The sequence below is a fragment of the Kitasatospora sp. NPDC093558 genome (assembly GCF_040683475.1).
In the GTDB taxonomy this organism is placed as follows: domain Bacteria; phylum Actinomycetota; class Actinomycetes; order Streptomycetales; family Streptomycetaceae; genus Kitasatospora.
Genome location: NZ_JBFBDY010000055.1, coordinates 1 through 24029 on the forward strand (window position 1 = coordinate 1; position 24029 = coordinate 24029).

25 protein-coding genes and 1 pseudogene are annotated in these 24029 nt (G+C 70.9%); 25 read left to right on the plus strand and 1 reads right to left on the minus strand.

Translation table 11 applies throughout. The features are described from left to right. The 20 genes from rho to AB0O00_RS09015 all read left to right on the plus strand — a co-directional run. On the plus strand, window positions 1-1459 hold a 1459-nt coding region (gene rho, locus AB0O00_RS08920), incomplete at its 5' end, for a transcription termination factor Rho (protein ID WP_363649634.1). Between the two features lie 151 nt (window positions 1460-1610). Then, on the plus strand, window positions 1611-2711 hold the full coding sequence (locus AB0O00_RS08925; RefSeq protein ID WP_363649636.1) for an LCP family protein: 1101 nt from the start codon (window positions 1611-1613) through the stop codon (window positions 2709-2711). Window positions 2712-2848: 137 nt separating this feature from the next. After that, window positions 2849-3070, plus strand: a complete 222-nt coding sequence (gene rpmE / locus AB0O00_RS08930) for a 50S ribosomal protein L31 (protein ID WP_030235761.1) — start codon at window positions 2849-2851, stop codon at window positions 3068-3070. A 112-nt stretch (window positions 3071-3182) separates the two neighbouring features. Next, on the plus strand, window positions 3183-4259 hold the full coding sequence (prfA, locus tag AB0O00_RS08935) for a peptide chain release factor 1 (RefSeq protein ID WP_363649638.1): 1077 nt from the start codon (window positions 3183-3185) through the stop codon (window positions 4257-4259). Window positions 4260-4320: 61 nt separating this feature from the next. Further along, window positions 4321-5187 carry a peptide chain release factor N(5)-glutamine methyltransferase gene (gene prmC / locus AB0O00_RS08940; RefSeq protein WP_363649640.1) on the plus strand — a complete coding sequence of 289 codons (867 nt, stop codon included), beginning with the start codon at window positions 4321-4323 and terminating at the stop codon, window positions 5185-5187. A 58-nt stretch (window positions 5188-5245) separates the two neighbouring features. After that, the gene (locus AB0O00_RS08945) at window positions 5246-5893 is read left to right on the plus strand and encodes an L-threonylcarbamoyladenylate synthase (protein WP_363649642.1); all 648 of its coding nucleotides are present in this window, start codon (window positions 5246-5248) and stop codon (window positions 5891-5893) included. 32 nt (window positions 5894-5925) lie between these two features. After that, window positions 5926-6567, plus strand: coding sequence for a protein-tyrosine-phosphatase (locus tag AB0O00_RS08950; RefSeq protein WP_359971718.1), 642 nt, complete (start codon window positions 5926-5928; stop codon window positions 6565-6567). A 161-nt stretch (window positions 6568-6728) separates the two neighbouring features. Further along, the gene (locus AB0O00_RS08955) at window positions 6729-8009 is read left to right on the plus strand and encodes a serine hydroxymethyltransferase (protein WP_363649644.1); all 1281 of its coding nucleotides are present in this window, start codon (window positions 6729-6731) and stop codon (window positions 8007-8009) included. 168 nt (window positions 8010-8177) lie between these two features. Beyond that, a complete protein-coding gene (locus AB0O00_RS08960; RefSeq protein WP_363649646.1) occupies window positions 8178-9458 on the plus strand; it encodes an MraY family glycosyltransferase in 1281 nt (426 codons plus the stop codon). Window positions 9459-9756: 298 nt separating this feature from the next. After that, complete coding sequence (locus tag AB0O00_RS08965; RefSeq protein ID WP_363649648.1) at window positions 9757-10200, plus strand: hypothetical protein; 444 nt, start codon at window positions 9757-9759, stop codon at window positions 10198-10200. Between the two features lie 285 nt (window positions 10201-10485). Then, window positions 10486-11292, plus strand: coding sequence for a F0F1 ATP synthase subunit A (atpB, locus tag AB0O00_RS08970; RefSeq protein WP_363649650.1), 807 nt, complete (start codon window positions 10486-10488; stop codon window positions 11290-11292). A 95-nt stretch (window positions 11293-11387) separates the two neighbouring features. Next, window positions 11388-11624, plus strand: coding sequence for an ATP synthase F0 subunit C (gene atpE / locus AB0O00_RS08975; RefSeq protein ID WP_363649652.1), 237 nt, complete (start codon window positions 11388-11390; stop codon window positions 11622-11624). A gap of 34 nt (window positions 11625-11658) precedes the next feature. Further along, a complete protein-coding gene (locus tag AB0O00_RS08980; protein WP_363649654.1) occupies window positions 11659-12216 on the plus strand; it encodes a F0F1 ATP synthase subunit B in 558 nt (185 codons plus the stop codon). Beyond that, a complete protein-coding gene (locus tag AB0O00_RS08985; protein WP_363649655.1) occupies window positions 12213-13028 on the plus strand; it encodes a F0F1 ATP synthase subunit delta in 816 nt (271 codons plus the stop codon). The genes AB0O00_RS08980 and AB0O00_RS08985 overlap by 4 nt, the downstream gene beginning before the upstream one ends. A gap of 156 nt (window positions 13029-13184) precedes the next feature. Beyond that, window positions 13185-14759: a F0F1 ATP synthase subunit alpha gene (gene atpA, locus AB0O00_RS08990; RefSeq protein ID WP_363649657.1), complete on the plus strand. Its 1575-nt coding sequence runs from the start codon at window positions 13185-13187 to the stop codon at window positions 14757-14759. A gap of 32 nt (window positions 14760-14791) precedes the next feature. Further along, window positions 14792-15706, plus strand: coding sequence for a F0F1 ATP synthase subunit gamma (locus tag AB0O00_RS08995; RefSeq protein WP_363649659.1), 915 nt, complete (start codon window positions 14792-14794; stop codon window positions 15704-15706). 2 nt (window positions 15707-15708) lie between these two features. Beyond that, a complete protein-coding gene (gene atpD / locus AB0O00_RS09000; protein ID WP_363649661.1) occupies window positions 15709-17154 on the plus strand; it encodes a F0F1 ATP synthase subunit beta in 1446 nt (481 codons plus the stop codon). Between the two features lie 184 nt (window positions 17155-17338). Next, window positions 17339-17722: a F0F1 ATP synthase subunit epsilon gene (locus AB0O00_RS09005; protein ID WP_363649662.1), complete on the plus strand. Its 384-nt coding sequence runs from the start codon at window positions 17339-17341 to the stop codon at window positions 17720-17722. Window positions 17723-17870: 148 nt separating this feature from the next. Then, complete coding sequence (locus AB0O00_RS09010) at window positions 17871-18371, plus strand: DUF2550 domain-containing protein (RefSeq protein ID WP_218201846.1); 501 nt, start codon at window positions 17871-17873, stop codon at window positions 18369-18371. Between the two features lie 86 nt (window positions 18372-18457). Next, entirely contained in the window at window positions 18458-19054 is a 597-nt protein-coding gene (locus AB0O00_RS09015; protein ID WP_363649664.1) for a cob(I)yrinic acid a,c-diamide adenosyltransferase, read from the plus strand. Here the strand turns inward: AB0O00_RS09015 and AB0O00_RS09020 are convergent. Next, complete coding sequence (locus tag AB0O00_RS09020; RefSeq protein ID WP_363649666.1) at window positions 19051-19638, minus strand: hypothetical protein; 588 nt, start codon at window positions 19636-19638, stop codon at window positions 19051-19053. The two genes, AB0O00_RS09015 and AB0O00_RS09020, sit on opposite strands and share 4 nt — an antisense overlap. A 156-nt stretch (window positions 19639-19794) precedes the next feature. Between AB0O00_RS09020 and AB0O00_RS09025 the strand changes: the two genes are divergently transcribed. The 5 genes and pseudogenes from AB0O00_RS09025 to AB0O00_RS09045 all read left to right on the plus strand — a co-directional run. Next, window positions 19795-21003, plus strand: a complete 1209-nt coding sequence (locus AB0O00_RS09025) for a histidine kinase (RefSeq protein ID WP_363649667.1) — start codon at window positions 19795-19797, stop codon at window positions 21001-21003. After that, the gene (locus AB0O00_RS09030; RefSeq protein WP_363649669.1) at window positions 21000-21650 is read left to right on the plus strand and encodes a response regulator transcription factor; all 651 of its coding nucleotides are present in this window, start codon (window positions 21000-21002) and stop codon (window positions 21648-21650) included. Before AB0O00_RS09025 ends, AB0O00_RS09030 begins: the two co-directional genes overlap by 4 nt. Before the next feature lie 167 nt (window positions 21651-21817). Continuing rightward, entirely contained in the window at window positions 21818-22687 is an 870-nt protein-coding gene (locus tag AB0O00_RS09035) for a 3-hydroxyacyl-CoA dehydrogenase family protein (RefSeq protein WP_363649671.1), read from the plus strand. A 412-nt stretch (window positions 22688-23099) separates the two neighbouring features. Then, complete coding sequence (locus tag AB0O00_RS09040) at window positions 23100-23423, plus strand: STAS domain-containing protein (RefSeq protein WP_359971643.1); 324 nt, start codon at window positions 23100-23102, stop codon at window positions 23421-23423. A 209-nt stretch (window positions 23424-23632) separates the two neighbouring features. Beyond that, window positions 23633-24029 (plus strand): annotated as a pseudogene (locus AB0O00_RS09045) (ATP-binding protein); the annotation flags it as partial.

Below are 24029 nucleotides of genomic sequence, written 5' to 3' on the forward strand. Positions count from 1 at the left end.
GGAGGGCGGCGAGGCCCAGGCCGGCCAGGACGGCGAGACGCGCGAGTCGCGCCGCGACCGCCGCAACCGCCGCGAGCGCGCCGAGCGCCAGGGCGGCCAGCAGGGCAGCGGCCAGCAGCAGGGCGCCCAGGGCGACGGCCAGGTCCGCCAGGGCGGCCAGCAGCAGACCCAGCAGCAGCCGCAGGCCCAGCAGGGCGGCTACGACGACGACGAGTTCGGTGACGGCCGCCGCGGCCGGCGCGGGCGCTACCGCGACCGCCGTGGCCGCGGCAGCCGCCGCGAGGGCTTCGAGACCGGCGCCCCCGAGCCGCAGATCGGCGAGGACGACGTCCTGATCCCCGTCGCGGGCATCCTGGACATCCTCGACAACTACGCGTTCGTGCGCACCTCCGGCTACCTGCCGGGCCAGAACGACGTCTACGTCTCGCTCGCCCAGGTCCGCAAGAACGGCCTGCGCAAGGGCGACGCCATCACCGGTGCCGTGCGCCAGCCGCGCGAGGGCGAGCGCCGCGAGAAGTTCAACGCCATGGTGCGCCTGGACTCCGTCAACGGCATGGACCCGGAGAGCGGCCGCGGCCGCCCCGAGTTCAACAAGCTCACCCCGCTGTACCCGCAGGAGCGGCTGCGCCTGGAGACCGACCCGGGCGTGCTGACCACCCGGATCATCGACCTCGTGTCGCCGATCGGCAAGGGCCAGCGCGGTCTGATCGTCGCGCCGCCGAAGACCGGCAAGACGATGGTGCTGCAGGCGGTCGCCAACGCGATCACCCACAACAACCCCGAGTGCCACCTGATGGTCGTCCTGGTCGACGAGCGTCCGGAAGAGGTCACCGACATGCAGCGGTCGGTGAAGGGCGAGGTCATCTCCTCGACCTTCGACCGCCCGGCGGAGGACCACACCACCGTCGCCGAGCTCGCGATCGAGCGCGCCAAGCGACTGGTGGAGCTCGGCCACGACGTCGTGATCCTGCTGGACTCGATCACCCGCCTCGGCCGCGCCTACAACCTGGCGGCGCCGGCCTCCGGCCGCATCCTGTCCGGTGGTGTCGACTCGACCGCGCTGTACCCGCCGAAGAAGTTCTTCGGTGCCGCGCGCAACATCGAGAACGGCGGCTCGCTGACCATCCTGGCCACCGCGCTGGTCGAGACCGGCTCGCGCATGGACGAGGTGATCTTCGAGGAGTTCAAGGGCACCGGCAACATGGAGCTCAAGCTCGACCGCAAGCTCTCGGACAAGCGCATCTTCCCGGCCGTCGACGTGGACGCCTCCAGCACCCGCAAGGAGGAGATCCTGCTCGGCAGCGAGGAGTTGGCCATCGTCTGGAAGCTGCGCCGGGTGCTGCACGCGCTCGACTCGCAGCAGGCGATCGAGCTCCTGCTGGACAAGATGAAGCAGACCAAGAGCAACGCCGAGTTCCTGATGCAGATCGCCAAGACGACCCCCGGGTCCGGCGACTGACGGTAGCCGTACGGCTTGCAGGGCACGGAACCCCGGATCGCGCGAGCGGTCCGGGGTTCCGCCGTTCCCGGGCCGGCTTCTGGGCCGGTTGTTCCAGAGTTGGGACATCTCGACCGCATTGGCGCGGCTTGTCCGATTTACTCTGGAGCGTATGGCCGAGCACAAGAGGGTCCCGAGCAGCCGCCGCAGTGTCCTGCGGGTGGTCGCCTGCGCGTTCGCCGCGATCGCCGTCCTCGGCGCCGGGGCCGCCGCGTGGGCGTACTTCACGCTCGACGGCAACATCAAGAGCGTCGACATCGACGCGCGCCTGGGCGACGCCCGGCCGCCGGCCTCCACCGACGGCTCGTTCAACATCCTCGTGCTGGGCTCCGATTCGCGGGCCGGCGCGAACGGCGGCCTGGCCGGCGGCGACACCGGCGACACCGCCCGCTCCGACACCGCGATGGTCGTGCACGTCAGCCAGGACCACTCGCGCGCCGAGGTCGTCTCGATCCCGCGCGACACCCTCGTCGACCGTCCCGACTGCACCGACGCGAGCGGCAAGCCCGTGCCGGCCGTCAAGCGCGCCATGTACAACAGCGCCTTCGAGGCCGGCGGTGCGGCCTGCGCGGTCAAGACCACCGAGCAGCTGACCGGGCTGCGGATGGACCACTACGTCCAGGTCGACTTCGCCGGGTTCGCCCGGGTCGTGGACGCGATAGGCGGGGCCACCGTGACCACCACGGTGGCCATCCACGACAAGGACAGCGGGCTCGACCTCCCGGCCGGCGAGCACCACCTCGACGGCCGGCAGGCGCTCGCCTTCGTCCGCACCCGGCACGGCGTCGGCGACGGCAGCGACCTCGGCCGGATCGAGCTGCAGAAGCAGATGGTGAAGTCGCTGCTGCGGCAGACCGGGGGCGCTGGCCTGCTCACCGACCCGGTCAAGCTGTGGTCGATCGGCGACACCGTCACGAAGAGCATCACCACCGACTCGGCGCTCGGCTCGGTGAACGCGCTGGTGGGCCTCGCACAGGAGCTCAAGGGGATCGGCCCGGACCAGCTGAGCATGGTCACCCTGCCGGTGGTCGCCGCCCCCGGCGACCCCAACCGCGTGGTCGAGCAGCAGCCCCAGGCGAACCAGGTCTGGGCGGCGCTCAAGGCCGACCAGCCGATCCCGCAGGCGGTCGTGGCGGCCCAGCCGCAGAACCCGGCCCAGGCAGGCCCGACGGCCTCCCCGGCGGCCTCCCCGGCGGCCGCGGCACAGCGCTGAGGGCGCCCGGAATATCCCGGAACCCGACTCGGTTTGGGAAGATGCGGCCGGTCCTGGCAGACTGGACCGTCGGTCCCGGTTCACGTGCGGCACTCCAGCCGCCGACCCGGTGCCCTCCCGATCCCTAGGAGAACCCCTTGAAGTCCAACGTTCACCCCGAGTACGTGGTCACCCGTGTGACCTGCACCTGCGGCGCCGAGTTCACGACGCGCTCGACCGAGACCAGCGGCGAGATCCGCGCCGAGGTCTGCTCGCAGTGCCACCCGTTCTACACCGGCAAGCAGAAGATCCTCGACACCGGTGGCCGCGTGGCCCGCTTCGAGGCCCGCTTCGGCAAGCAGCACAGCGCGAAGGCCTAGCGCTCCCTCGGCGCCGGTTCCCGGTGCCCCCGTACTCGTTCCGGGGGCACTGGGGACCGGCGCCGTTCGCGTCCCACCACTCCATCCGATCCCCGGGAAGAAGGCCACCCCCATGTTCGAGGCAGTCGAAGAGCTCCTCGTCGAGCACGCCGACCTCGAGAAGAGGCTGGCCGACCCGTCCGTCCACGCCGACCAGGCCAACGCCCGCAAGCTGGCCAAGCGGTACGCCGAGCTGACCCCGATCACCCGGGTCTACCGGGAGTGGCGACAGGCCGGCGAGGACATCGAGGCGGCGCGCGAACTCGCCGCCGAGGACTCGGACTTCATCGCCGAGGTGAAGGACTCCGAGCAGCGCCGCGAGGAGCTCACGGAGGAGCTGCGGCTGCTGCTCGTCCCGCGCGACCCGAGCGACGACAAGGACGTCATCCTGGAGATCAAGGCGGGCGAGGGCGGCGAGGAGTCCGCGCTGTTCGCCGGCGACCTGCTCCGGATGTACCTGCGCTTCGCCGAACGGATCGGCTGGAAGACCGAGATCATCGACTCCAACGAGTCGGACCTCGGCGGGTACAAGGACGTCTCGGTCGCGGTCAAGACCAAGGGCAACGCCGAGCCCGGCCAGGGCGTCTGGGCCCGGCTGAAGTACGAGGGCGGCGTGCACCGCGTGCAGCGCGTGCCGGCCACCGAGTCGCAGGGCCGCATCCACACCTCCGCGGCGGGCGTGCTGGTCACCCCCGAGGCGGAGGAGGTCGAGGTCGAGATCCACGCCAACGACCTGCGGATCGACGTCTACCGCTCGTCCGGCCCCGGCGGCCAGTCGGTCAACACCACCGACTCCGCGGTCCGGATCACCCACCTGCCGACCGGTATCGTGGCGTCCTGCCAGAACGAGAAGAGCCAGCTGCAGAACAAGGAGCAGGCGATGCGCATCCTGCGTTCGCGCCTGCTCGCCGCCGCGCAGGAGGAGGCCGAGCGGGAGGCCTCGGACGCGCGCCGCAGCCAGGTCCGCACGGTGGACCGCTCCGAGCGGATCCGCACCTACAACTACCCCGAGAACCGCATCTCGGACCACCGCACGGGCTTCAAGTCGTACAACCTGGACCAGGTCCTGGACGGCGAACTGAACGCGGTGATCCAGTCCTGCGTCGACGCGGACGCGGCGGCCAAGCTCGCCGCGGCCCAACAGAACTGAGACCGGCGCCCCAGCGCCGGACAACCCCGCAGCCGGAGCGCAGAAACAAGAGGTCGTACGGATGAACCTGCTGCTCGCCGAGGTGGCCCAGGCCACCCAGCGGTTGGCCGCGGCCGGCGTGCCGTCGCCGCGCTTCGACGCGGAGGAACTCGCCGCCTACGTCCACAACGTCAAGCGCAGCCAGCTCCACACGGTGAAGGACGCGGACTTCGACGCCCGCTACTGGGAGGCCGTCTCCCGCCGCGAGGCGCGCGAGCCGCTCCAGCACATCACCGGGCGGGCGTTCTTCCGCTACCTGGAGCTGGAGGTCGGCCCCGGGGTGTTCGTGCCCCGGCCGGAGACCGAGACGGTCGTCGAGTGGGCCATAGACGCCGTCCGCGACATGGACGTCGCCGAGCCGCTGGTCGTCGACCTGTGCTCCGGCTCGGGCGCCATCGCGCTCGCGCTCGCGCAGGAGCTGCCGCGCTCGACCGTGCACGCCTTCGAACTCGACGAGGGCGCACTGGAGTACACCCGGCGCAACATCGACGCCAGCCCGGACCGCGCCCGCATCACGCTGCACGCCGGCGACGCCACCAAGGCCTTCGCCGACGACCGCTCCTGGAACGGCCGCTTCGACCTGGTCATCTCCAACCCGCCGTACATCCCGCTCACCGAGTGGGAGTACGTCGCGCCCGAGGCCCGCGACCACGACCCGCAGATGTCGCTGTTCTCCGGCGAGGACGGCCTGGACACCATCCGCGGCATCGAGCGGGTGGCCGCCCGGCTGCTGCGCCCGGGCGGCGCGGTGGTGATCGAGCACGCCGACCAGCAGGGCGGCCAGGTGCCGTGGATCTTCAACGAGGAACGCGGCTGGACGGACACCGCCGACCACCGCGACCTGAACAACCGGCCGCGCTTCACGACTGCCCGAAGGGTGTCGTTGTGAGCACCGAGGGTGGGCGCGCCGTGAACGTCATGAGCCACTCCGGAAGGGGACCGCACCGATGAGCCGCCGCTACGACTGTGCCGACGCCGGGGACCGCGCCACCGGTCTGCGGGAGGCCGCCTCGGCGATCCGCCGCGGCGAACTCGTCGTGCTGCCCACCGACACCCTGTACGGCGTCGGCGCGGACGCGTTCTCGCCGGACGCCGTGGCCGCCCTGCTGGCCGCCAAGGGCCGGGGCCGCAACATGCCCTCGCCCGTCCTGGTCGGCTCGCCGACCACCCTGCACGGGCTGGTCACCGACTTCTCCGAGCAGGCCTGGGAGCTCGTCGACGCGTTCTGGCCCGGCGGCCTCACCCTGGTCGCCAAGCACCAGCCGTCGCTGCGCTGGGACCTCGGCGAGACCCGCGGCACCGTCGCCGTCCGGATGCCGCTGCACCCGGTCGCCATCGAGCTGCTGAACGCCACCGGCCCGCTCGCCGTCTCCAGCGCCAACAAGACCGGCGGCCTGTCCCCGGCCACCTGCGACGAGGCGCAGGCGCAGCTCGGCGACGCCATCTCGGTCTACCTGGACGGCGGCCAGGCCGACCACGCGACCGCCTCGTCCATCGTCGACGTCACGGGCAAGGTCCCGGTCCTGCTGCGGGCGGGCGCGATCAGCGTCGAGCAGCTGAGGGAGGTCGTCCCCGACCTGGAGGCCGGAAGTTGACACCCACCGCCTCGCTCCACGCCGGTCCGGGCATAGCGCCGTACCTGAGCGTGGGTCCCAGGCCGCTGGACCACTTCCGGATCCTGTACGTCTGCACCGGCAACATCTGCCGCTCGCCGATCGCCGAGCGGCTGACCCGGCGTGAGCTGGACACCCGGCTCAGCCCCCGGGTGGCCGGGCGCATCCTGGTGGAGAGCGCCGGCACCTGGGGCCACGTGGGCGCGCCGATGGAGGACCACGCCGCGACCGTGCTCGACGAGTACGGCGCCGACAGCGGCGGTTTCACCGGCCGGGAGCTGCTGGACGAGCACGTGGTCGAGGCCGACCTCGTGCTCACCGCGACCCTGGACCACCGCGCCCAGGTGATCTCGATGGGCCACGAGGCGGGGCTGCGGACCTTCACGCTGAAGGAGTTCACCCGGCTGGTGCGGACGATAGACCCGGGCACCCTGCCCGACCCGCGCCGCGGCGCGGACGTCACCGAGCGCGCCCGCGCGCTGGTGCGGGCGGCCGCCGCGCTGCGCGGCTGGCTGCTGGCCGCCACCCCGGAGTCCGACGAGGTGGACGACCCGTACGGGGCGCCGATCGGCATGTTCCGCAACTGCGGCGAGGAGATATTCCACGCCGTCGATCCGGTGGTCACCGCGCTGACCGGCGTGCCCGCGCACCCCTGAGGGCCCCGCCCGCCGCCCGCCACCCCCTTCTTCCGAGCGGCTGCGCCGCCGGCTCCAATCGCGCGCCCGCCCGGGTGCACCGGGCCCGCGTCGGCGAGCCGCCCGCCTGGCCCGGTCCTACGCTGGAGGGACCGACCCCCGTAGCGCCCGGGAGCACCGCCATGACCGTCACCGATGCCGCGACCGGCCCGACCACGACGACGGGGCGCCCCTGGGCGTCCGAGGCGCTGCACCGGGCCGATCCCCAGCTGGCCGACCTGCTGGCCGCGGAGGCCGAGCGGCGGGCCGAGACGGTCCAGCTGCTGGCGGGGGAGAACCTGACCTCACCGGCCGTCCTGGCGGCCCTGGGCGGCCCGCTGATCGACAAGTACGCCGAGGGGTACCCCGGACGCCGGCACCACACCGGCTGCGCCCTCGCGGACGCCGCGGAGCTCCTCGCGATCGACCGGGCGCGCGAGCTGTTCGCCGCGCCCCACGCCAACGTCCAGCCGCGCTCGGCGACTTCGGCGATGCTGGCGGCGTACGCGGCGCTGCTGCGGCCCGGTGACGGCGTGCTGGCGATGTCGCTGGAGCACGGCGGGCACCTCAGCTGCGGCTCGCGGGCGAACTTCTCCGGCCGGTGGTTCACCTTCACCGGGTACGGCGTGCGTGAGGACGACGGGCTGATCGACCTGGACCAGGTGCGCGAACTCGCCCGCCAGGTGCGGCCGAAGGCCATCGTGGCGGGCTCGATCTCGCACCCCAGGCACCCGGACTGGGCCGCGTTCCGGGAGATCGCCGACGAGGTGGACGCCTACCTCATCGCCTCCGCCGCGCAGACCACCGGGCTGATCGCGGCCGGCGCGGCGCCCTCCCCGGTGCCGTACGCGGACGTCACCGTGGCGGCCACCCACAAGCTGCTGCGCGGCCCGCGCGGGGGCCTGCTGCTGTCCACCGCGGAGCTGGCGGAGCGGATCGACCGGGCGGTGTTCCCGTTCAGCCAGGGCGGCGCGGCCATGAACGAGGTGGCCGGCAAGGCCGTCGCGCTCGCGGAGGCGGCGACGCCCGCCTACCGGGCGTACGCGCACCGGACGGTCGCCGGGGCGCGCGTGCTCGCCGAGGGGCTCGCACAGGCTGGCATGCGCCCGTTGACCGGCGGTACCGACACCCACCTCGTGACGGCCGACGTGCGCCCGCTCGGCGTCAGCGGGGCCGAGGCGGAGCGGCGCTGCGCGGCGGCCGGGCTGTTGCTGGGCAAGAGCGCGCTGCCGTACGACCCGGCGCCGCCGTCCGAGGCCTCCGGGATCCGGCTCGGCACCGGTACGGTGACCACGCAGGGGATGGGGGAGCGGGAGCTCGCGGAGATCGCCGGGCTGATCGGGCGGCTGCTCGCCGGGGGCGGGGTCGCCGAGGTCCGCGAGCGCGTGCGGGACCTGGCGATGAGCTTCGCCGACCGGGGTTGAGGCGTGAACCGGGTATCCGGATCTCCTACCCGGTAGGGCGAACCGCGATGCACGTCCTCGGCGTCCGACTCAATAAGGTGTGTGCCGTGGCGACGCACCTCGATACCCGGACAGGCGCGGGAGTACCTTCGGTACGTTCCCGTAGGACAGTGACGCAGGAGGCCAGTGGTGCGTGAGTATCTGCTGGTGCTGTTCTGCACCGCGGCCGTCACCTACCTGCTGACCGGCCCGGTCCGGAAGTTCGCGATCGCCGCCGGCGCCATGCCGCCGGTCCGGGCCCGGGACGTGCACCGCGAGCCCACCCCGCGGCTCGGCGGCATCGCGATGTTCGGCGGGCTGTGCGCGGGCATCCTGGTCGCCTCCCAACTCGACAACCTGAGCAAGGTGTTCACCCAGGGCACCGACATCCGCGCGCTGCTGTCCGGCGCCGGGATCATGTGGCTGCTCGGCGTGCTCGACGACAAGTGGGGCGTGGACGCGCTGGTCAAGCTCGGCGGCCAGATGATCGCCGCCGGTGTGATGGTCTGGCAGGGCGTCACGGTGATCACCCTCCCGGTGCCCGGCGTCGGCGCGGTCGCGGTCAGCCCCACCCAGGGCATGGTCATCTCGGTGACCCTGGTCGTCGTCATGGTCAACGCGGTGAACTTCATCGACGGCCTGGACGGCCTGGCCGGCGGCATGGTCTGCATCGCCGCGATGGCGTTCTTCCTGTACTCCTACCGGCTCTGGTACGGCTACGCGATCACCGACGCGGCCCCCGCCGTGCTGTTCAGCGTGCTGCTGATCGGCATGTGCCTGGGCTTCCTGGCGCACAACATGCACCCCGCGCGGATCTTCATGGGCGACTCCGGCTCGATGATGCTGGGCCTGATGCTGGCCGTCGCCGCGATCTCGATCACCGGCCGCGTCGACCCGGACCTGATCAACAACGAGACCGGTTCGCAGACCGCCACCGTGCACGCCCTGGTGCCGATCTACATCCCGCTGCTGCTGCCGCTGACGGTCATCGCGCTGCCGCTGGCCGACCTGCTGCTCGCCGTCGTCCGCCGCACCTGGGCGGGCCAGTCGCCGTTCGCCGCGGACAAGCGGCACCTGCACCACCGGCTGCTCCAGGTCGGGCACTCGCACAGCCGGGCCGTGCTGATCATGTACTTCTGGGCCGCGCTGATCGCCTTCGGCACGGTGGCGTTCTCGATCACCAACACCGGCCGCACGGTGGTGCTGACCCTCGCCGGGCTCTGCCTGGTCGGCCTGATGGTGCTCCTGACGCCGCGGTTCCGGCCCCGCGCGCCGCGTGCGGTGCAGGCCTTCGTGCCGCCGCGCTACCGCCGGCAGCCGTCCGGTCCGATGGCTGAACTGTCGGCGAAGGACAAGCAACTTCTGGGTGAAGCCGGCCAGGGCTCCTCGGCCTCGGCCGAACACCACCGCCGGGCCACCGGGCGGCGCTAGCAAGGGATTTGACGTTCCGCCAGATGGGTTCACCCGATCGGCGGCACTGTTGCTCCGCCGGTGTGACAGGAGCCACACATTCATGGTAAAGCTCTCATCAAATAGTTTGTGATACCGTTCACGAGTACCGAGAACACGCCGAAAGACCTCACAGGTGGATGACTTCCGTCCCTGTTCGGTCTCCCTCGACGGGCCCGCCGCTCCAGCGGGCGGCCCGGCGGCGGCCCCTCGGTCCGGTGTCCCCACCGAGTGTTGTGCCCCGTCCCCGTTACACCGACATGCCGCCGGAGCTGCCGACATGCCGTCCACCGACGCCCGGATCCTCCGAGGCGCCGCGATTCCCACTGCGGCCGCCGGGATCATCGCCATGGCGATCTCCTTCCCCGTCGCCGGTGGGAAGGCTCTGCTCGGCGCCCTGTTCGGCGCGCTGCTCGTGATGGCCTTCTTCAGCTTCGGCCAGATCGCGCTCGACCGGCTGACCAGGTCGAACCCGCAGATCATGATGGCCGCCGCACTGCTCGTGTACACGACGCAGATCCTGCTGGTCGGCATCGTCCTCGCGGTCTTCAAGGACACCGAACTCTTCAACCGGCAGGCGTTCGCCTTCACCCTGCTCGGCTGCGCCCTCGTCTGGACGGGCTTCCAGGTGCGCGGCGCCCTCAAGGCCAAAACGTTCTACGTCGTCCCCGACGCCTCCGAAAAGAAGGACGACAAGTCCTCCGGCTCGGGACGTCAACAGTGACGAGGCCCGGCTGTCCCCCCAACGAGGGGGGCGGTGTTTATGCGCCACTGACGGGCTGCTATCGTCCGTCGCAACAACGGAGTACGGGAAGAGGCCAGGTCTGTCCTGACAGTGGACGGATCGCCCCCCGGATCCGCGCAGTCTTCGATGATCCCGCGGTGGTGCAGCGCACCGCCGCGCCGGATCCGCGAGAAACCCATCAAGTTCCAGTGCCGCTCCGTGGTCGCAGGCCACGCCGACACACCGAGGTTGCCGTAACCATGCGTCACGACGAAGGAGTCCGTGGTGAGTGCTGAACTCCCCCTCGCCAGCAGTTGCCACTTCGGGGACGCTGGCTGCGGCTTCCCGGCGCCGGGTCTGAACGAGTTCTCGTTCAAGCCGATCTTCACGATCGGCGGCGTCGACTTCAACAAGCCGATGCTGCTCTCGATGATCGTCGCCGTGCTGGTGGTCGTCTTCTTCTGGGCCGCGTTCGCGAAGCCCCGCCTGGTCCCGGGCAAGCTGCAGCTCGTCGGCGAGATCGGCTACGACTTCGTCAAGCGCTCCATCGTGCTGGAGACGATCGGCAAGAAGGGCGAGAAGTACGTCCCGATGCTGGTCTCGATGTTCTTCTTCATCTGGTTGATGAACATCATGTCGATCATCCCGTTCGCCCAGTTCCCGGTGTCGGCGGCGATCGCGTTCCCGGCCGGCCTCGCGGGCATCGTGTGGATCACCTACATGACGCTGACCTTCAAGAAGCACGGCTTCGTCGGCGGTCTGAAGAACCTCTGCTGGCCGTCGGGCATCCCCGGCTGGGTCATGTTCATCCTGGTGCCGATCGAGTTCTTCTCGAACATCTTCGTGCGCCCCTTCACGCTCGCGGTCCGAGCCTTCGCGAACATGTTCGCCGGCCACCTGCTGATCGTGATGTTCTCCATCGCCTCCTGGTACCTGCTCAGCCCGACCCTGGGCGCGCTGTACGGCTCGGCCTCCTTCATCGTGGCCGTCGCGCTGACCGCCTTCGAGCTGCTGGTCCAGTTCCTGCAGGCCTACATCTTCGTGATGCTGGCCAGCAGCTACATCGCCGGTGCCCTGGAAGAGGCGCACTGAGCCCCGGGGCCCCGGCCCCGCCCCGAACCACCCCTCCCGGATCGCCCGGTGGCCAATCACCACCGGTTCACCACCCCTGCAAAGGACACACGTCAATGAGCTTCATCGCTGAGGGCACTGTCTACGGTTCCGTCGCCTCCCTGGGCTACGGCCTCGCCGCCATCGGCCCCGGCATCGGCGTCGGTCTCATCTTCGGTAACGGTGTCCAGGCCATGGCCCGTCAGCCCGAGGCTGCCGGTCTCATCCGTTCCAACATGTTCATCGGCTTCGCGCTGACCGAGGCGCTCGCCCTCATCGGCATCGTCATGCCGTTCGTCTTCGGCAACAAGTAATCAGCCGTAGACCCTTTCTGAGGAAGGTCCAGACATGAACACCGCGCTCACGCTCGCGGCCGAGGAGAAGATGAATCCTCTCCTCCCCGCGTGGCCCGAGGTGATCATCGGCCTGCTCTGCTTCTTCATCGTCTTCGGTCTGCTCGGCAAGAAGCTCCTCCCCAGCATCGAGAAGGTGCTGTCGGAGCGCCGGGACGCCATCGAGGGCGGCATGGAGCGCGCCGAGGCCGCTCAGGCCGAGGCCCAGGCCCTGCTTGAGCAGTACCGCGCCGAGCTCGCCGAGGCGCGTCACGAGGCTGCCCGCATCGTCGAGCAGGCTCGCGAGCAGGGTGCCGCCCAGCTCGCCGAGATGCGCGAGGAGGGCCAGCGTCAGCGCGAGGCCATCGTCGCTGCCGGCCACGCGCAGATCGAGGCCGACAAGAAGCAGGCGACTGCCGCCCTGCGCCAGGACGTGGGTTCGCTGGCCTCCCAGCTGGCCTCCCGCATCGTGGGTGAGTCCCTCGAGGACCACGCGCGGCAGAGCGGCGTGATCGACCGCTTCCTGGACGAGCTGGAGGCCAAGGCCGCCGTTGCTCAGGGTGCGGCCAAGTGATCGGCGCAAGCCGTGAGGCCCTCGCCGCCGGGCGGCAGAACCTGGAGAGCCTGACCGACTCCACCTCGGTGGACGCGGTCAAGCTCGCCGAGGAGCTCACCGCCGTCACGGTCCTGCTGGACCGCGAGGTGTCGCTGCGCCGCGTCCTGACCGACCCGTCCCGGTCGGGCCAGGACAAGGCCCAGCTGGTCTCCTCGCTGCTGACCGGTCAGGTCTCCGGCGAGACCGTCGACCTGGTGGCCGGCCTGGTCCGCTCGCGCTGGTCCGGCGCGCGCGACCTGGTCGACGCGACCGAGCAGCTGGCCGCGTACGCCGAGGTCATCGCCGCCGACAAGGCCGGTGCCCTGGACGACGTCGAGGACGAGCTGTTCCGCTTCGGCCGCGTGGTGGCCGGCTCGCACGAGCTGCGCGCCGCGCTGACCGAGCCGAAGGCCGGCACCGTCGCCAAGGCGGAGCTGATCAAGAAGCTGCTCGGCGGCCGCGCCAACGCGGGCACCGTCCGGCTGGTCACCGCCCTCGTGAACGCGCCGCGTGGCCGTAGCCTGGAGCAGGGCCTGGAGTCCTACTCCAAGCTCGCCGCCGCGCGTCGCGGCCGGGTGGTGGCCCTGGTCACCACCGCGGTGCCGCTGTCGGACGCACAGAAGGAGCGCCTGTCCGGTGCTCTGGGCCGGATGTACGGCCGCCAGGTCCACCTGAACATCGACGTCGACCCCGAGGTCGTCGGCGGCGTCCGGGTGCAGATCGGCGCCGAGATCATCGAGGGCACCGTGTCGAGCCGCCTCGAAGGCGCTCGCCAGTCGCTCGAAGGCTGAGCACCGAAGCAGCACATCCGACCCTCGGTCGGGAAACCGGCTCCCACCGGAGCCGGCACATCGTACGGCCGGTTCGGCAGACCCGGCCGAGAGTCGAATACTTGCGGCCCTCAATGGCGGGCCGAGGATCGCAAACTAGGAGAGCAGGGAAGCCTGATGGCGGAGCTTACGATCCGTCCGGAGGAGATCCGGGACGCGCTGGCCGACTTTGTCCAGTCGTACCAGCCGGACGCCGCTTCTGTGGAAGAGGTCGGCACGGTCACTGACGCGGCGGACGGCATCGCGCATGTCGAGGGTCTCCCCTCGGTCATGGCGAACGAGCTGCTGAAGTTCGAGGACGGCACGCTCGGCCTCGCGCTGAACCTCGACACCCGTGAGATCGGTGTCGTCATCCTCGGTGAGTTCGGCGGCATCGAAGAGGGCCAGACCGTGCGCCGCACGGGCGAGGTCCTGTCGGTTCCGGTCGGCGACGGCTACCTCGGCCGCGTCGTGGACCCGCTGGGCAACGCGATCGACGGCCTGGGCGAGATCGCCTCCACCGGCCGCCGTGCCCTGGAGCTGCAGGCCCCCGGCGTCATGGTCCGCAAGTCGGTCCACGAGCCGATGCAGACCGGCATCAAGGCCATCGACGCGATGACCCCGATCGGCCGCGGCCAGCGTCAGCTGATCATCGGCGACCGCCAGACCGGCAAGACCGCCGTGGCGATCGACACGATCATCAACCAGCGCGACAACTGGCGCTCGGGCGACCCGAAGAAGCAGGTCCGCTGCATCTACGTCGCCGTCGGCCAGAAGGGCTCCACCATCGCGTCCGTCCGCGGCGCCCTGGAGGAGGCCGGCGCGCTGGAGTACACCACGATCGTGGCTGCTCCCGCCTCCGACCCGGCCGGCTTCAAGTACCTCGCCCCGTACACCGGTTCGGCTATCGGCCAGGAGTGGATGTACGACGGCAAGCACGTCCTGATCATCTTCGACGACCTGTCGAAGCAGGCCGAGGCCTACCGCTCCGTCTCCCTGCTGCTGCGCCGCCCGCCGGGCCGCGAGGCCTACCCGGGTGACGTCTTCTACCTGCACTCCCGCCTGCTGGAGCGCTGCGCGAAGCTCTCCGACGAGCTGGGCGCCGGCTCGATGACCGGTCTGCCGATCATCGAGACCAAGGCCAACGACGTCTCGGCGTACATCCCGACCAACGTCATCTCCATCACCGACGGCCAGTGCTTCCTGGAGTCCGACCTGTTCAACGCCGGCATCCGCCCGGCCGTGAACGTCGGCATCTCGGTCTCCCGCGTCGGTGGCTCGGCCCAGATCAAGGCCATGAAGTCGGTCGCCGGCCGTCTGCGCCTGGACCTGGCCCAGTACCGCGAGCTCGAGGCCTTCGCCGGCTTCGGCTCCGACCTGGACGCGGCCTCCAAGGCCCAGCTGGAGCGCGGTGCGCGCATGGTCGAGCTGCTGAAGCAGGGCCAGTACCAGCCGTTCCCGGTCGAGGAGCAGGTCGTCTCCATCTGGGCCGGCACCACCGGCAAGCTGGACGACGTCCCGGTCGCGGACATCCGCCGCTTCGAGCGCGAGTTCCTGGACCACCTGCGCCTGCAGCACAAGGACCTGCTGGCCGGCATCGTCGAGACCAGCAAGCTCGAGGACGGCACCATCGACGCTCTCACCAGCGCGATCGCCGCCTTCAAGCAGGGCTTCACCACCGCCGACGGCAAGCTCCTCGGCGAGCAGGCCTGAGTCCGGTAGCGAGGGAAAGGACGTAACGACCCATGGGAGCACAGCTTCGGGTCTACAAGCGCCGGATCCGCTCTGTCACCGCGACGAAGAAGATCACCAAGGCGATGGAGATGATCTCCGCGGCGCGCATCGGCAAGGCGCAGCGCGCGGTGGCCGCCTCCACTCCGTACGCCGATGAGCTCACCCGGGCGGTGACGGCGGTGGCCACCCGGTCCAACGCCAAGCACCCGCTCACCACCGAGAACCCGAACGCCACCCGCGCCGCCGTCCTGCTGATCACGGCGGACCGCGGCCTGGCCGGCGGCTACTCGTCCAACGCCATCAAGGCCTCGATGGTGCTCACCGAGCGCCTGCGCGGCGAGGGCAAGGACGTCGTGACCTACATCGTGGGTCGCAAGGGTCTGTCCTACTACACCTTCCGCGACCTCGCGGTGGGCCAGTCGTGGACGGGCTTCTCGGACAAGCCGAGCTACGGCGACGCGAAGGTCGTGGCGGCCGAGCTGATCGAGGCCTTCACGGCCGAGACCGGCGGCGTGGACGAGATCCACATCGTCTCGACGGAGTTCGTGTCGATGCTGACGCAGAACGCGGTCGAGGCGCGGCTGCTGCCGCTGAAGCTGGACGAGGTCCAGCAGGGCGAGCAGTCGTCGGCCAAGACGGAGATCTTCCCGCTGTACGACTTCGAGCCGTCGGCGGAGGGCGTCCTCGACGCGCTGCTGCCGCGGTACGTCGAGAGCCGGATCTACAGCGCGCTGCTGCAGTCGGCCGCCTCCGAGCACGCCGCACGCCGGCGCGCGATGAAGAGCGCGACGGACAACGCCGGCGAGCTCATCAAGTCGCTCACGCGGCTTGCCAACTCGGCCCGTCAGGCCGAGATCACCCAGGAAATCAGCGAGATCGTTGGTGGCGCCAACGCGCTCGCCGACGCTAGCCGCGGGAGCGAATGAGAATGACCACCACTGTTGAGCCGACCACGGCGACGGGCCGCGTCGCGCGGGTCATCGGCCCGGTCGTCGACGTGGAGTTCCCCGTCGACGCTATTCCCGACATGTTCAACGCCCTGCACGTCGAGGTGGACAACCCCGACGGCTCGGGCAAGAAGACCCTCACCCTCGAGGTCGCCCAGCACCTCGGCGACGGCCTGGTCCGCGGCATCTCGATGCAGCCGACCGACGGTCTGGTCCGTGGCGCGCAGGTCTCCGACACCGGTGCGGCGATCTCCGTCCCGGTCGGCCAGATCACCAAGGGCAAGGTGTTCAACGCCCTCGGTGAGGTCCTGAACGTCGACAAGGCCGAGTTCGAGGCCCAGGTCGAGGTCAAGTGGCCGATCCACCGCAAGGCCCCGAACTTCTCCGAGCTCGAGTCGAAGACCGAGATGTTCGAGACCGGCATCAAGGTCATCGACCTGCTCACCCCGTACGTCCAGGGTGGCAAGATCGGTCTGTTCGGTGGTGCCGGTGTCGGCAAGACCGTTCTGATCCAGGAGATGATCTACCGCGTCGCCGAGAACTTCGGTGGTGTGTCGGTGTTCGCCGGCGTCGGCGAGCGCACCCGTGAGGGCAACGACCTCATCCACGAGATGGTCGACTCGGGCGTTCTGGACAAGACCGCGCTGGTCTTCGGCCAGATGGACGAGCCGCCGGGCACCCGTCTGCGCGTCGCGCTCTCCGCGCTGACCATGGCGGAGTACTTCCGTGACGTCGAGAAGCAGGACGTGCTCCTCTTCATCGACAACATCTTCCGGTTCACCCAGGCCGGTTCCGAGGTGTCGACCCTGCTCGGCCGCATGCCCTCCGCGGTGGGTTACCAGCCGAACCTGGCCGACGAGATGGGCCTCCTGCAGGAGCGCATCACCTCGACCCGCGGTCACTCGATCACCTCGATGCAGGCGATCTACGTCCCCGCGGACGACCTGACCGACCCGGCCCCGGCCACCACCTTCGCCCACCTGGACGCGACCACCGTTCTGTCGCGCCCGATCTCGGAGAAGGGCATCTACCCGGCCGTCGACCCGCTGGACTCCACGTCCCGCATCCTCGACCCGCGGTACATCACGCAGACCCACTACGACACGGCCGTCCGCGTCAAGGGGATCCTGCAGAAGTACAAGGACCTGCAGGACATCATCGCCATCCTCGGTATGGACGAGCTGTCCGAGGAAGACAAGATCACGGTGCACCGCGCCCGTCGCATCGAGCGCTTCCTCTCGCAGAACACCTACGTGGCGAAGCAGTTCACCGGCGTCGACGGCTCGACCGTTCCGCTGTCGGAGACCATCGAGGCGTTCAACGCGATCGCGGACGGCAAGTACGACACCGTCCCGGAGCAGGCCTTCTTCATGTGCGGTGGCATCGAGGACCTCGAGAAGAACGCCGCCGAGCTGGCGAAGAAGTAATCGCGGCCGGTAGCAGCTGAGTGACCGTGAGGGGTGGGCCCCAACCCTGGGACCCACCCCTCGCGTCGCATCGGCTGTGATTCCGGTCAAATCCGTGCCGCCGGTTTCATGCCGGAGGCGCGGGGCCGTTATTCTTACCGAAACTCCCGAGTAATCGGGGGTTGCATGAGCCTAGGAGCCCACGTTGGCTGAGCTGCACGTCGAGCTGGTCGCAGCCGACCGCAAGGTGTGGTCCGGTGCGGCCACCATCGTCGTCGCCCGTACGGCCTCCGGTGACACCGGCATCATGCCGGGTCACACCCCGGTGCTGAGCGTGCTGGAGACCGGTCCGGTCACCATCCGCACGGTGGACGGCGGCACCGTGATCGCCGCGGTGCACGGCGGCTTCATCTCCTTCGCCGACAACAAGCTGTCTCTGCTCGCGGAGATCGCCGAGCTGGCGGACGAGATCGACGTCGCGCGCGCCGAGCGCGCACTGGAGAAGGCCCAGGCGGACCTGGACGCGCACGCCGAGCGTCGCGCCGAGGTGCGTCTGTTCGCGGCGCGCGGCCTCAAGGCCCACGCCTGAGTGTGCCGGACCCCGCCGCGGCGGGGTCGACCGACGGTCCCGGGGACGCGCGAGCGTGACCCCGGGACTGTCGTCTCAGTTGGTAGGTCAACGCGGTCGCCTGATACGACCGGTACGGGGAACGCGGGTAGCGAGGAGGTAGGTGAGCATGGTCCTCGCCCTCGTGGTGTGTGCGGCGGTCGTGGCACTGGGTGTGATCGGCCTGGTCGCGTTCGCGGTACGGCGCCGCCTCATCCAGCGGGTCGGCGGCACGTTTGACTGCAGCTACCGGCTCAAAATGCCCGCCGACGCCTCGACGCAGCCCGACCTCGACGAGAACGGCAAACCCACCTCGGCCCCGGTCCCACAGACCGACGGCAAGGGGTGGGTTTTTGGTATCGGCCGGTACAGCGGAGACTCGATCGAGTGGTTCCGGGTCTTCTCGTACGCCCCGCGCCCGCGCAAGGTGCTCCCGCGCCGGGAGATCGAGGTGCTCGGCCGGCGCTACCCGGAGGGCCAGGAGGAGCTCGCGCTGCTCTCCGGCTCGGTGGTGCTGCGCTGCCTGCACAACGGCGCCCCGCTGGAGCTCGCGATGAGCGAGGACGCGCTCACCGGCTTCCTGGCCTGGCTGGAGGCGGCTCCGCCCGGGCAGAGAGTCAATGTCGCGTAGGGTGGCCGGCGCACGGGGGTAACGGCTCCTGGTGTTGACGGCCTCTGGGGTTAACGGCGCCTAACCGGCCCGGTTAGTCTGGCCGCATGGTCAATCTGACGCGCATCTACACCCGTACCGGCGACGACGGCACCACCGCGCTCGGCGACATGAGCCGGACCACCAAGACCGACCCCCGGCTGGTCGCGTACGCCGACACCAACGAGGCCAACGCGGCGATCGGCGTGGCCATCGCCGCCGGGGCGCTCGCGGAGGACGTCGTCGCGGTGCTCACCCGGATCCAGAACGACCTGTTCGACGTCGGCGCGGACCTCGCGACGCCCGTCGTCGAACAGAGCTCATCAGCGGCTTCGCCGCGGGCGGAGTACCCGCCGCTGCGGGTCCTGCAGTCCTACATCGACCGGCTCGAAGGCGACTGCGACCACTACCTGGAGCAGCTGGAGAAGCTGCGCAGCTTCATCCTCCCCGGCGGCACGCCCGGCGCGGCCTACCTGCACCTGGCCTGCACGGTGGTGCGGCGGGCCGAGCGGGCCACCTGGACGGCGATCGAGACGCACGGGGACACCGTCAACCCGCTGACCGCCAAGTACCTCAACCGGCTCTCGGACCTGCTGTTCATCCTGGCCCGCGTGGCCAACAAGGAGCGCGGCGACGTCCTGTGGGTGCCGGGGGAGAACCGCTAGGACTTCGGCCCGACCTGCTCCACGACCCGGCCGTTCTCGACCTCGACGCCGGCCGGCGGCTCCTTGGGCCAGATCGAGAAGCAGCCGGCCACAACCACGTTGACCACGGCCGCGATGCCCAGCTTCCAGTACCACTGGGCGAACGTCCCGAAGTGGGCGGCGCCGGCCGAGAGCGGCACGAGCAGGCTGATCAGGCCCAGGGTGATCACGGCCGAGACGACGGTGCGGCGGGCGACCTCCCACTCGTACCTGGTCCGCTCCGGGCCGTACTTGGGGGAGGGCAGCGGCTTGGGGCCGCCCGCGAAGCGGTGCAGGAACTGCCGGTCGGCCCAGCGGACGAGCGAGGGGCCGTACCCCACCGAGAAGCCGACGTAGCTCGCGGCGAGGGCGTGCATCCAGCTCGCCTCGGCGCCGCCGCGCAGGTTCAGCACGGTGAGCGTGTACAGGGCGAGGTCGACCACCGGGAGGCCCACCAGCAGCGCGGTGCTGGTGCGGCGCCACCGCAGCAGGTAGCGGGCGCTGAGGCCGAGGCCGAGGACGATCCACCAGGAGATCTCGGCCGCGATGATGAGGGTGACGATCACGTTCTGCTCCCGGACGGTCGGCGGTGCCACCAGCCTCGCGCGGGCCCGCGGCCGTGTCGTCGTCGTGCGGTGCCGTCCGCGTGTGCACCTTTCGATGTAGCCGACTCCTCCGTGGACCGGAGCGGAGCGGTCCGCCGGGGGTGGTGAGATGGGGGTGTGCTCGTACCGTCCATCCCCCCGCGCCGTGTCGACCAGCTGATCGCCCTGTGCGGGCTGCTCGGCGGCTCGGTGCTGATCGCCTTCAAGGTTTACGACAACCACCATCAGTCAGTGTGGTCGGCGGTGGTGCCGATGCTGGTGCTGGCCGGGCTGGAGCTGGTCCGGCGTACCCGGCCGGTGCTCGCGGTGTCGGTCGGCGGGCTGGCCTTCGCAGCGAGCCTGTTCACCGGCAGCCTGCTGGCGACGACGATCATGTACACCGATCTGCTGTACGCGGCGGTGATCTACGGCACCCACCGAATGTCGCGGGTGCTGCACCTGACCGGCGGCGCGACCGTGCTGGCGCTCTCCGTGCTGGCGTGGTGGATAGAGGGCATCCCGTACGCGCTGCTGATCGCGGTGGTCAGCTCGCTGGTGTTCCTGGCGCCGGTGTGGACCGGGGACCTGGTGCGCAAGCACCGGCGGGAGGCGGAGACCGAGCGCCTGCGCGCCGAACAGACCGCGCTGCTCTCGGAGATGGACCGGCGTGAGGCGGTCGTCGCCGAACGGGCGAGGATGGCACGGGAGTTGCACGACGTGGTGGCCAACCACCTGTCGGCGATCGCGATCCACGCGACCGGCGCGCAGTCCGCCGCCCGGCGCCGGCACCTGGCCGAGGACGACCCGCTGGTGGAGGTGCTGGCAGTGATCCGGGAGAACAGCGTCCAGGGTTTGGCCGAAATGCGACGCATGATCGGGCTGCTGCGCGAGAGCGGCGGGGGAGAGGCCGACGAGTCGTACACGGCGCCCGACCTGGCGGCGGTGGACGCGCTGCTGGCCAAGGCCCGGGCAGCCGGCCAGGACGTCGGACTGGACTTCGAGCTCACCGAGCAGGGCGAACGCGGCAAGGTGCCGGTGCCGGTCGGGCTGGCTGCGTACCGGATCGTCCAGGAGTCGCTGACCAACGCGCTCAAGCACGCCGGGCCGGGACTGGTCACCCTGCGGCTGGACTTCGGGCCCGAGGAGCTGCGGATCGCCGTCGACAGCCCGTACCGCGGCGAGGAGGGCCGCGAACTGCCGGGCGCGCGGGCCGGGCTGGTGGGCATGGCGGAACGGGCCGGGCTGCTCGGCGGCAGCTTCGAGGCCGGGCCGAGGGACGGCGGTTGGAGCGTGCGCGCGGTGCTGCCGCGCACGCAGGGGAGCGACGGGAGCGAGGGGCGGGCATGACGATCCGGGTGCTGGTGGCCGAGGATCAGGCTGCGGTGCGGGCGGCGCTGGTGATGATCCTGCGGGCCGAGCCCGACTTCGAGGTGGTCGGACAGGCTGCCGACGGCGAGGAGGCCGTGCGGCTGGCGCTGGAGCTGCGGCCCCACGTGGTGCTGATGGACGTGCAGATGCCCCGACTGGACGGTGTCTCGGCGACCCGGCAGGTGGTCGCCGCCGGCGCCGCCCAGGTGCTCGTGCTGACCACCTTCGATCTGGACGAGTACGTCTACGGCGCGCTGCGGGCCGGTGCGGCCGGGTTCCTGCTGAAGGACCTGGAGGCGGACACCTTGGTCGAGGGCATCCGGACGGTGGCGCGCGGGGACGGCATGCTGGCGCCCTCGGTCACCCGGCGGCTGATCGGCACCTTTGCCCGGCCGGAGCGCTCGGTCGTCCCGGAGGCCCGGGAGGCGGTGGCCGGGCTGACCCCGCGGGAGCGGGAGGTACTGGCGTGTGTCGGGGCCGGGCTGTCCAACGGGGAGATCGCGGCCCGGCTGGAAATGGCGGAGTCGACCGCCAAGACGCACGTCAGCCGGATCCTCGCGAAGCTGAAGCTGCGCAGCCGGGTGCAGGCGGCGATCCTGGCGCAGGACCTGGGGCTGACCATCTGATCGGCTGACTGGGTCGGTCACAGATCACACTCCGGATTGCTACTGCGGGGACGGAACGGGCATTAGAGTCCGGCCCGTGAGCGATGCGGCTCTTTGGGCGGTGACCCCTGCCCTGAGTCGCCTTCAGGCCCGCCCGCAGGGGCGGCGACGGCATCGGGAGACCCTCCATGAGCAATGCGTCCAGCCAGCAGATCGCCGTGATCGGTGCCGGCCTGATGGGCGCCGGCATCGCCCAGGTGTCGGCCCAGGCCGGTCACCCGGTGGTGCTGCGGGACGTCACCGACGAGGCGCTGCAGCGCGGCCTCGCCGGCATCCGCGCCTCGTACGAGAAGTTCGTCGCCAAGGGCCGGATGAGCGCCGAGGACGCCGAGGCCGCGCTCGGCCGGATCACCACCACCACCGACCTGGGCGCCGTCGCCGAGGCCGACATCGTGGTCGAGGCCGTGTTCGAGAAGCTGGAGGTCAAGGAGGCCGTCTTCCGCGAGCTCGACAAGCTCGCCAAGGACGGCGCCGTGCTCGCCTCCAACACCTCCGCCATCCCGATCACCCGGATCGCCGCCGCCACCCAGCGCCCGGAGTCCGTCATCGGCGTGCACTTCTTCTCGCCGGTGCCGCTGATGAAGCTGGTCGAGCTGGTCCGCGGCTACAAGACCACCGACGAGACCCTGGCCACCGCCCGCGCCTTCGCCGAGGGCGTCGGCAAGGAGGTCGTGGTCGTCAACCGCGACGTGGCCGGCTTCGTCACCACCCGTCTGATCACCGCCCTGGTCGTCGAGGCCGCCAAGCTGTACGAGACGGGCGTGGCGACCGCCGAGGACATCGACAAGGCCTGCCGCCTCGGCTTCGGCCACCCGATGGGCCCGCTGGAGACCGCCGACCTGACCGGCGTCGACATCCTGCTGCACGCCGCCCGCAACATCTACGACGAGACCCAGGACGAGAAGTTCGCCGCCCCGGAGATCATGGCCCGCATGGTCACCGCCGGTGACCTCGGCCGCAAGAGCGGCCGCGGGTTCTACGGGCACGAAGGCAAGTAACCCACGAGGCCGTGGGGCCGGGCGGGGCGGGCGATCGGAGCATCGTACGGCCCGCCCTGCCCGGGACGGGTGAGTTTCCTCACGCCGGGTCCCGCAGACGGGTGATTTGGGCGGGAATCGAGCGTAGGTGTGGAGACGACCTGCGTATATTCCCTCGGACGAGTGAAGTTGCTTCAGATCTGACCGCAACCAGCAACCTGCGGTGCTGGTTCGCCGTCAGATGAGGGGCCCAGGTTTGAATGACAGGTGGCCGGCCCGGGCGCACGGCCCATCGCCGATCGGCGCGGCCACCGGCCCTGCGGGCGAGGGGCCACGGCCCGCCCGGACGGTCACCCCGCTCCTCGGCCCGGTCCGGCCGGGGCGGACCCACACCCCCGACACCACGACCGGCCAGGCGAAGGAGGAGGAGAGCATGCGCATCACCGGCGACCACAGGGCGCTGGCCATCGAGGGCCGCCTCGACGTGCGCACCGCCGCCGACGCGCGGGCCCGGCTCCACCAGGCCGTCGACACCGGCCTCGGCGACCTCGTGCTCGACCTCGCCCGCCTGGAGTTCTGGGACGCCACCGGCCTCGGCGTCATCATGGGCACCCATCGCAGGGCCGGCCGGATCGGCCGCCGGCTCGTGCTGCGTTCCGTCCCGGCCCAGCTCCAGCGCCTGCTGGTGGCGACCAAGCTGCACCGCATCCTCGCCGTGGACGGCGGCATCGCCGAGGCGCACGGGGTCGGCCTCTAGAACAGTTGCTCTGAGGGCGCACGACGCCCTCGTGGGGCGTGCGTGGTGGGACCGCGCTGTGCGTGTGGGGCCGGATGTGCGAGAGTCTGCCCGTCAGAAGACGGCCGCCGGAGCCCGGGCCACGCCCGCCCGGTCCGCGCAAGGCCGCGACCGAGACGTCAGCCGGCCGGCGCGGTACGCCGGCGGCCGAGCACGATGCGGAGCAGAACGTGGCACAGCCAACCGGTGAGTTCCGGCAGGAGGCCGTCCGCGCCCGCGGTGGTGAGCTGGTCTCCGGCGCTCTGCTCGTGGGCGTCGGCGCGCCGGACGGCTCCGAGGCCCGCCCCTGCCCCGAGGAGTGGCGCCCCCGCCCCCGCCGGGTGCTGCGCAGCGAGCCCGCCCGCGGGCCGGTCGGCGGCGTCGAGCGGGCGGTCGGCCCGCTCGCGCTCGGCGCCGGGCCCGCCGACCTGCCGCTGCTCGACCGCGAGGCGGACGTCGCCGAACTCCTCGGCCTGCTTGCCGAGGGCCGCTCCATACGCCTGGTCGGCCAGGCCGGCTCCGGCCGCAGCGCCCTGCTGTCGGCCGTCGCCGAGGCCGCCGCCTACCTCGCCCCCGGCGGCGTCGTGC

What these genes read in the sequence shown, in the direction of transcription:
- AB0O00_RS08925 (WP_363649636.1), top strand. Translation starts at nt 1,611, where the DNA reads ATGGCCGAGCACAAGAGGGTCCCGAGCAGCCGCCGCAGTGTCCTGCGG.
- prfA (WP_363649638.1), top strand. Translation starts at nt 3,183, where the DNA reads ATGTTCGAGGCAGTCGAAGAGCTCCTCGTCGAGCACGCCGACCTCGAG.
- prmC (WP_363649640.1), top strand. Translation starts at nt 4,321, where the DNA reads ATGAACCTGCTGCTCGCCGAGGTGGCCCAGGCCACCCAGCGGTTGGCC.
- AB0O00_RS08945 (WP_363649642.1), top strand. Translation starts at nt 5,246, where the DNA reads ATGAGCCGCCGCTACGACTGTGCCGACGCCGGGGACCGCGCCACCGGT.
- AB0O00_RS08955 (WP_363649644.1), top strand. Translation starts at nt 6,729, where the DNA reads ATGACCGTCACCGATGCCGCGACCGGCCCGACCACGACGACGGGGCGC.
- AB0O00_RS08965 (WP_363649648.1), top strand. Translation starts at nt 9,757, where the DNA reads ATGCCGTCCACCGACGCCCGGATCCTCCGAGGCGCCGCGATTCCCACT.
- atpE (WP_363649652.1), top strand. Translation starts at nt 11,388, where the DNA reads ATGAGCTTCATCGCTGAGGGCACTGTCTACGGTTCCGTCGCCTCCCTG.
- AB0O00_RS08980 (WP_363649654.1), top strand. Translation starts at nt 11,659, where the DNA reads ATGAACACCGCGCTCACGCTCGCGGCCGAGGAGAAGATGAATCCTCTC.
- atpA (WP_363649657.1), top strand. Translation starts at nt 13,185, where the DNA reads ATGGCGGAGCTTACGATCCGTCCGGAGGAGATCCGGGACGCGCTGGCC.
- AB0O00_RS08995 (WP_363649659.1), top strand. Translation starts at nt 14,792, where the DNA reads ATGGGAGCACAGCTTCGGGTCTACAAGCGCCGGATCCGCTCTGTCACC.
- atpD (WP_363649661.1), top strand. Translation starts at nt 15,709, where the DNA reads ATGACCACCACTGTTGAGCCGACCACGGCGACGGGCCGCGTCGCGCGG.
- AB0O00_RS09010 (WP_218201846.1), top strand. Translation starts at nt 17,871, where the DNA reads ATGGTCCTCGCCCTCGTGGTGTGTGCGGCGGTCGTGGCACTGGGTGTG.
- AB0O00_RS09015 (WP_363649664.1), top strand. Translation starts at nt 18,458, where the DNA reads ATGGTCAATCTGACGCGCATCTACACCCGTACCGGCGACGACGGCACC.
- AB0O00_RS09030 (WP_363649669.1), top strand. Translation starts at nt 21,000, where the DNA reads ATGACGATCCGGGTGCTGGTGGCCGAGGATCAGGCTGCGGTGCGGGCG.
- AB0O00_RS09035 (WP_363649671.1), top strand. Translation starts at nt 21,818, where the DNA reads ATGAGCAATGCGTCCAGCCAGCAGATCGCCGTGATCGGTGCCGGCCTG.
- AB0O00_RS09040 (WP_359971643.1), top strand. Translation starts at nt 23,100, where the DNA reads ATGCGCATCACCGGCGACCACAGGGCGCTGGCCATCGAGGGCCGCCTC.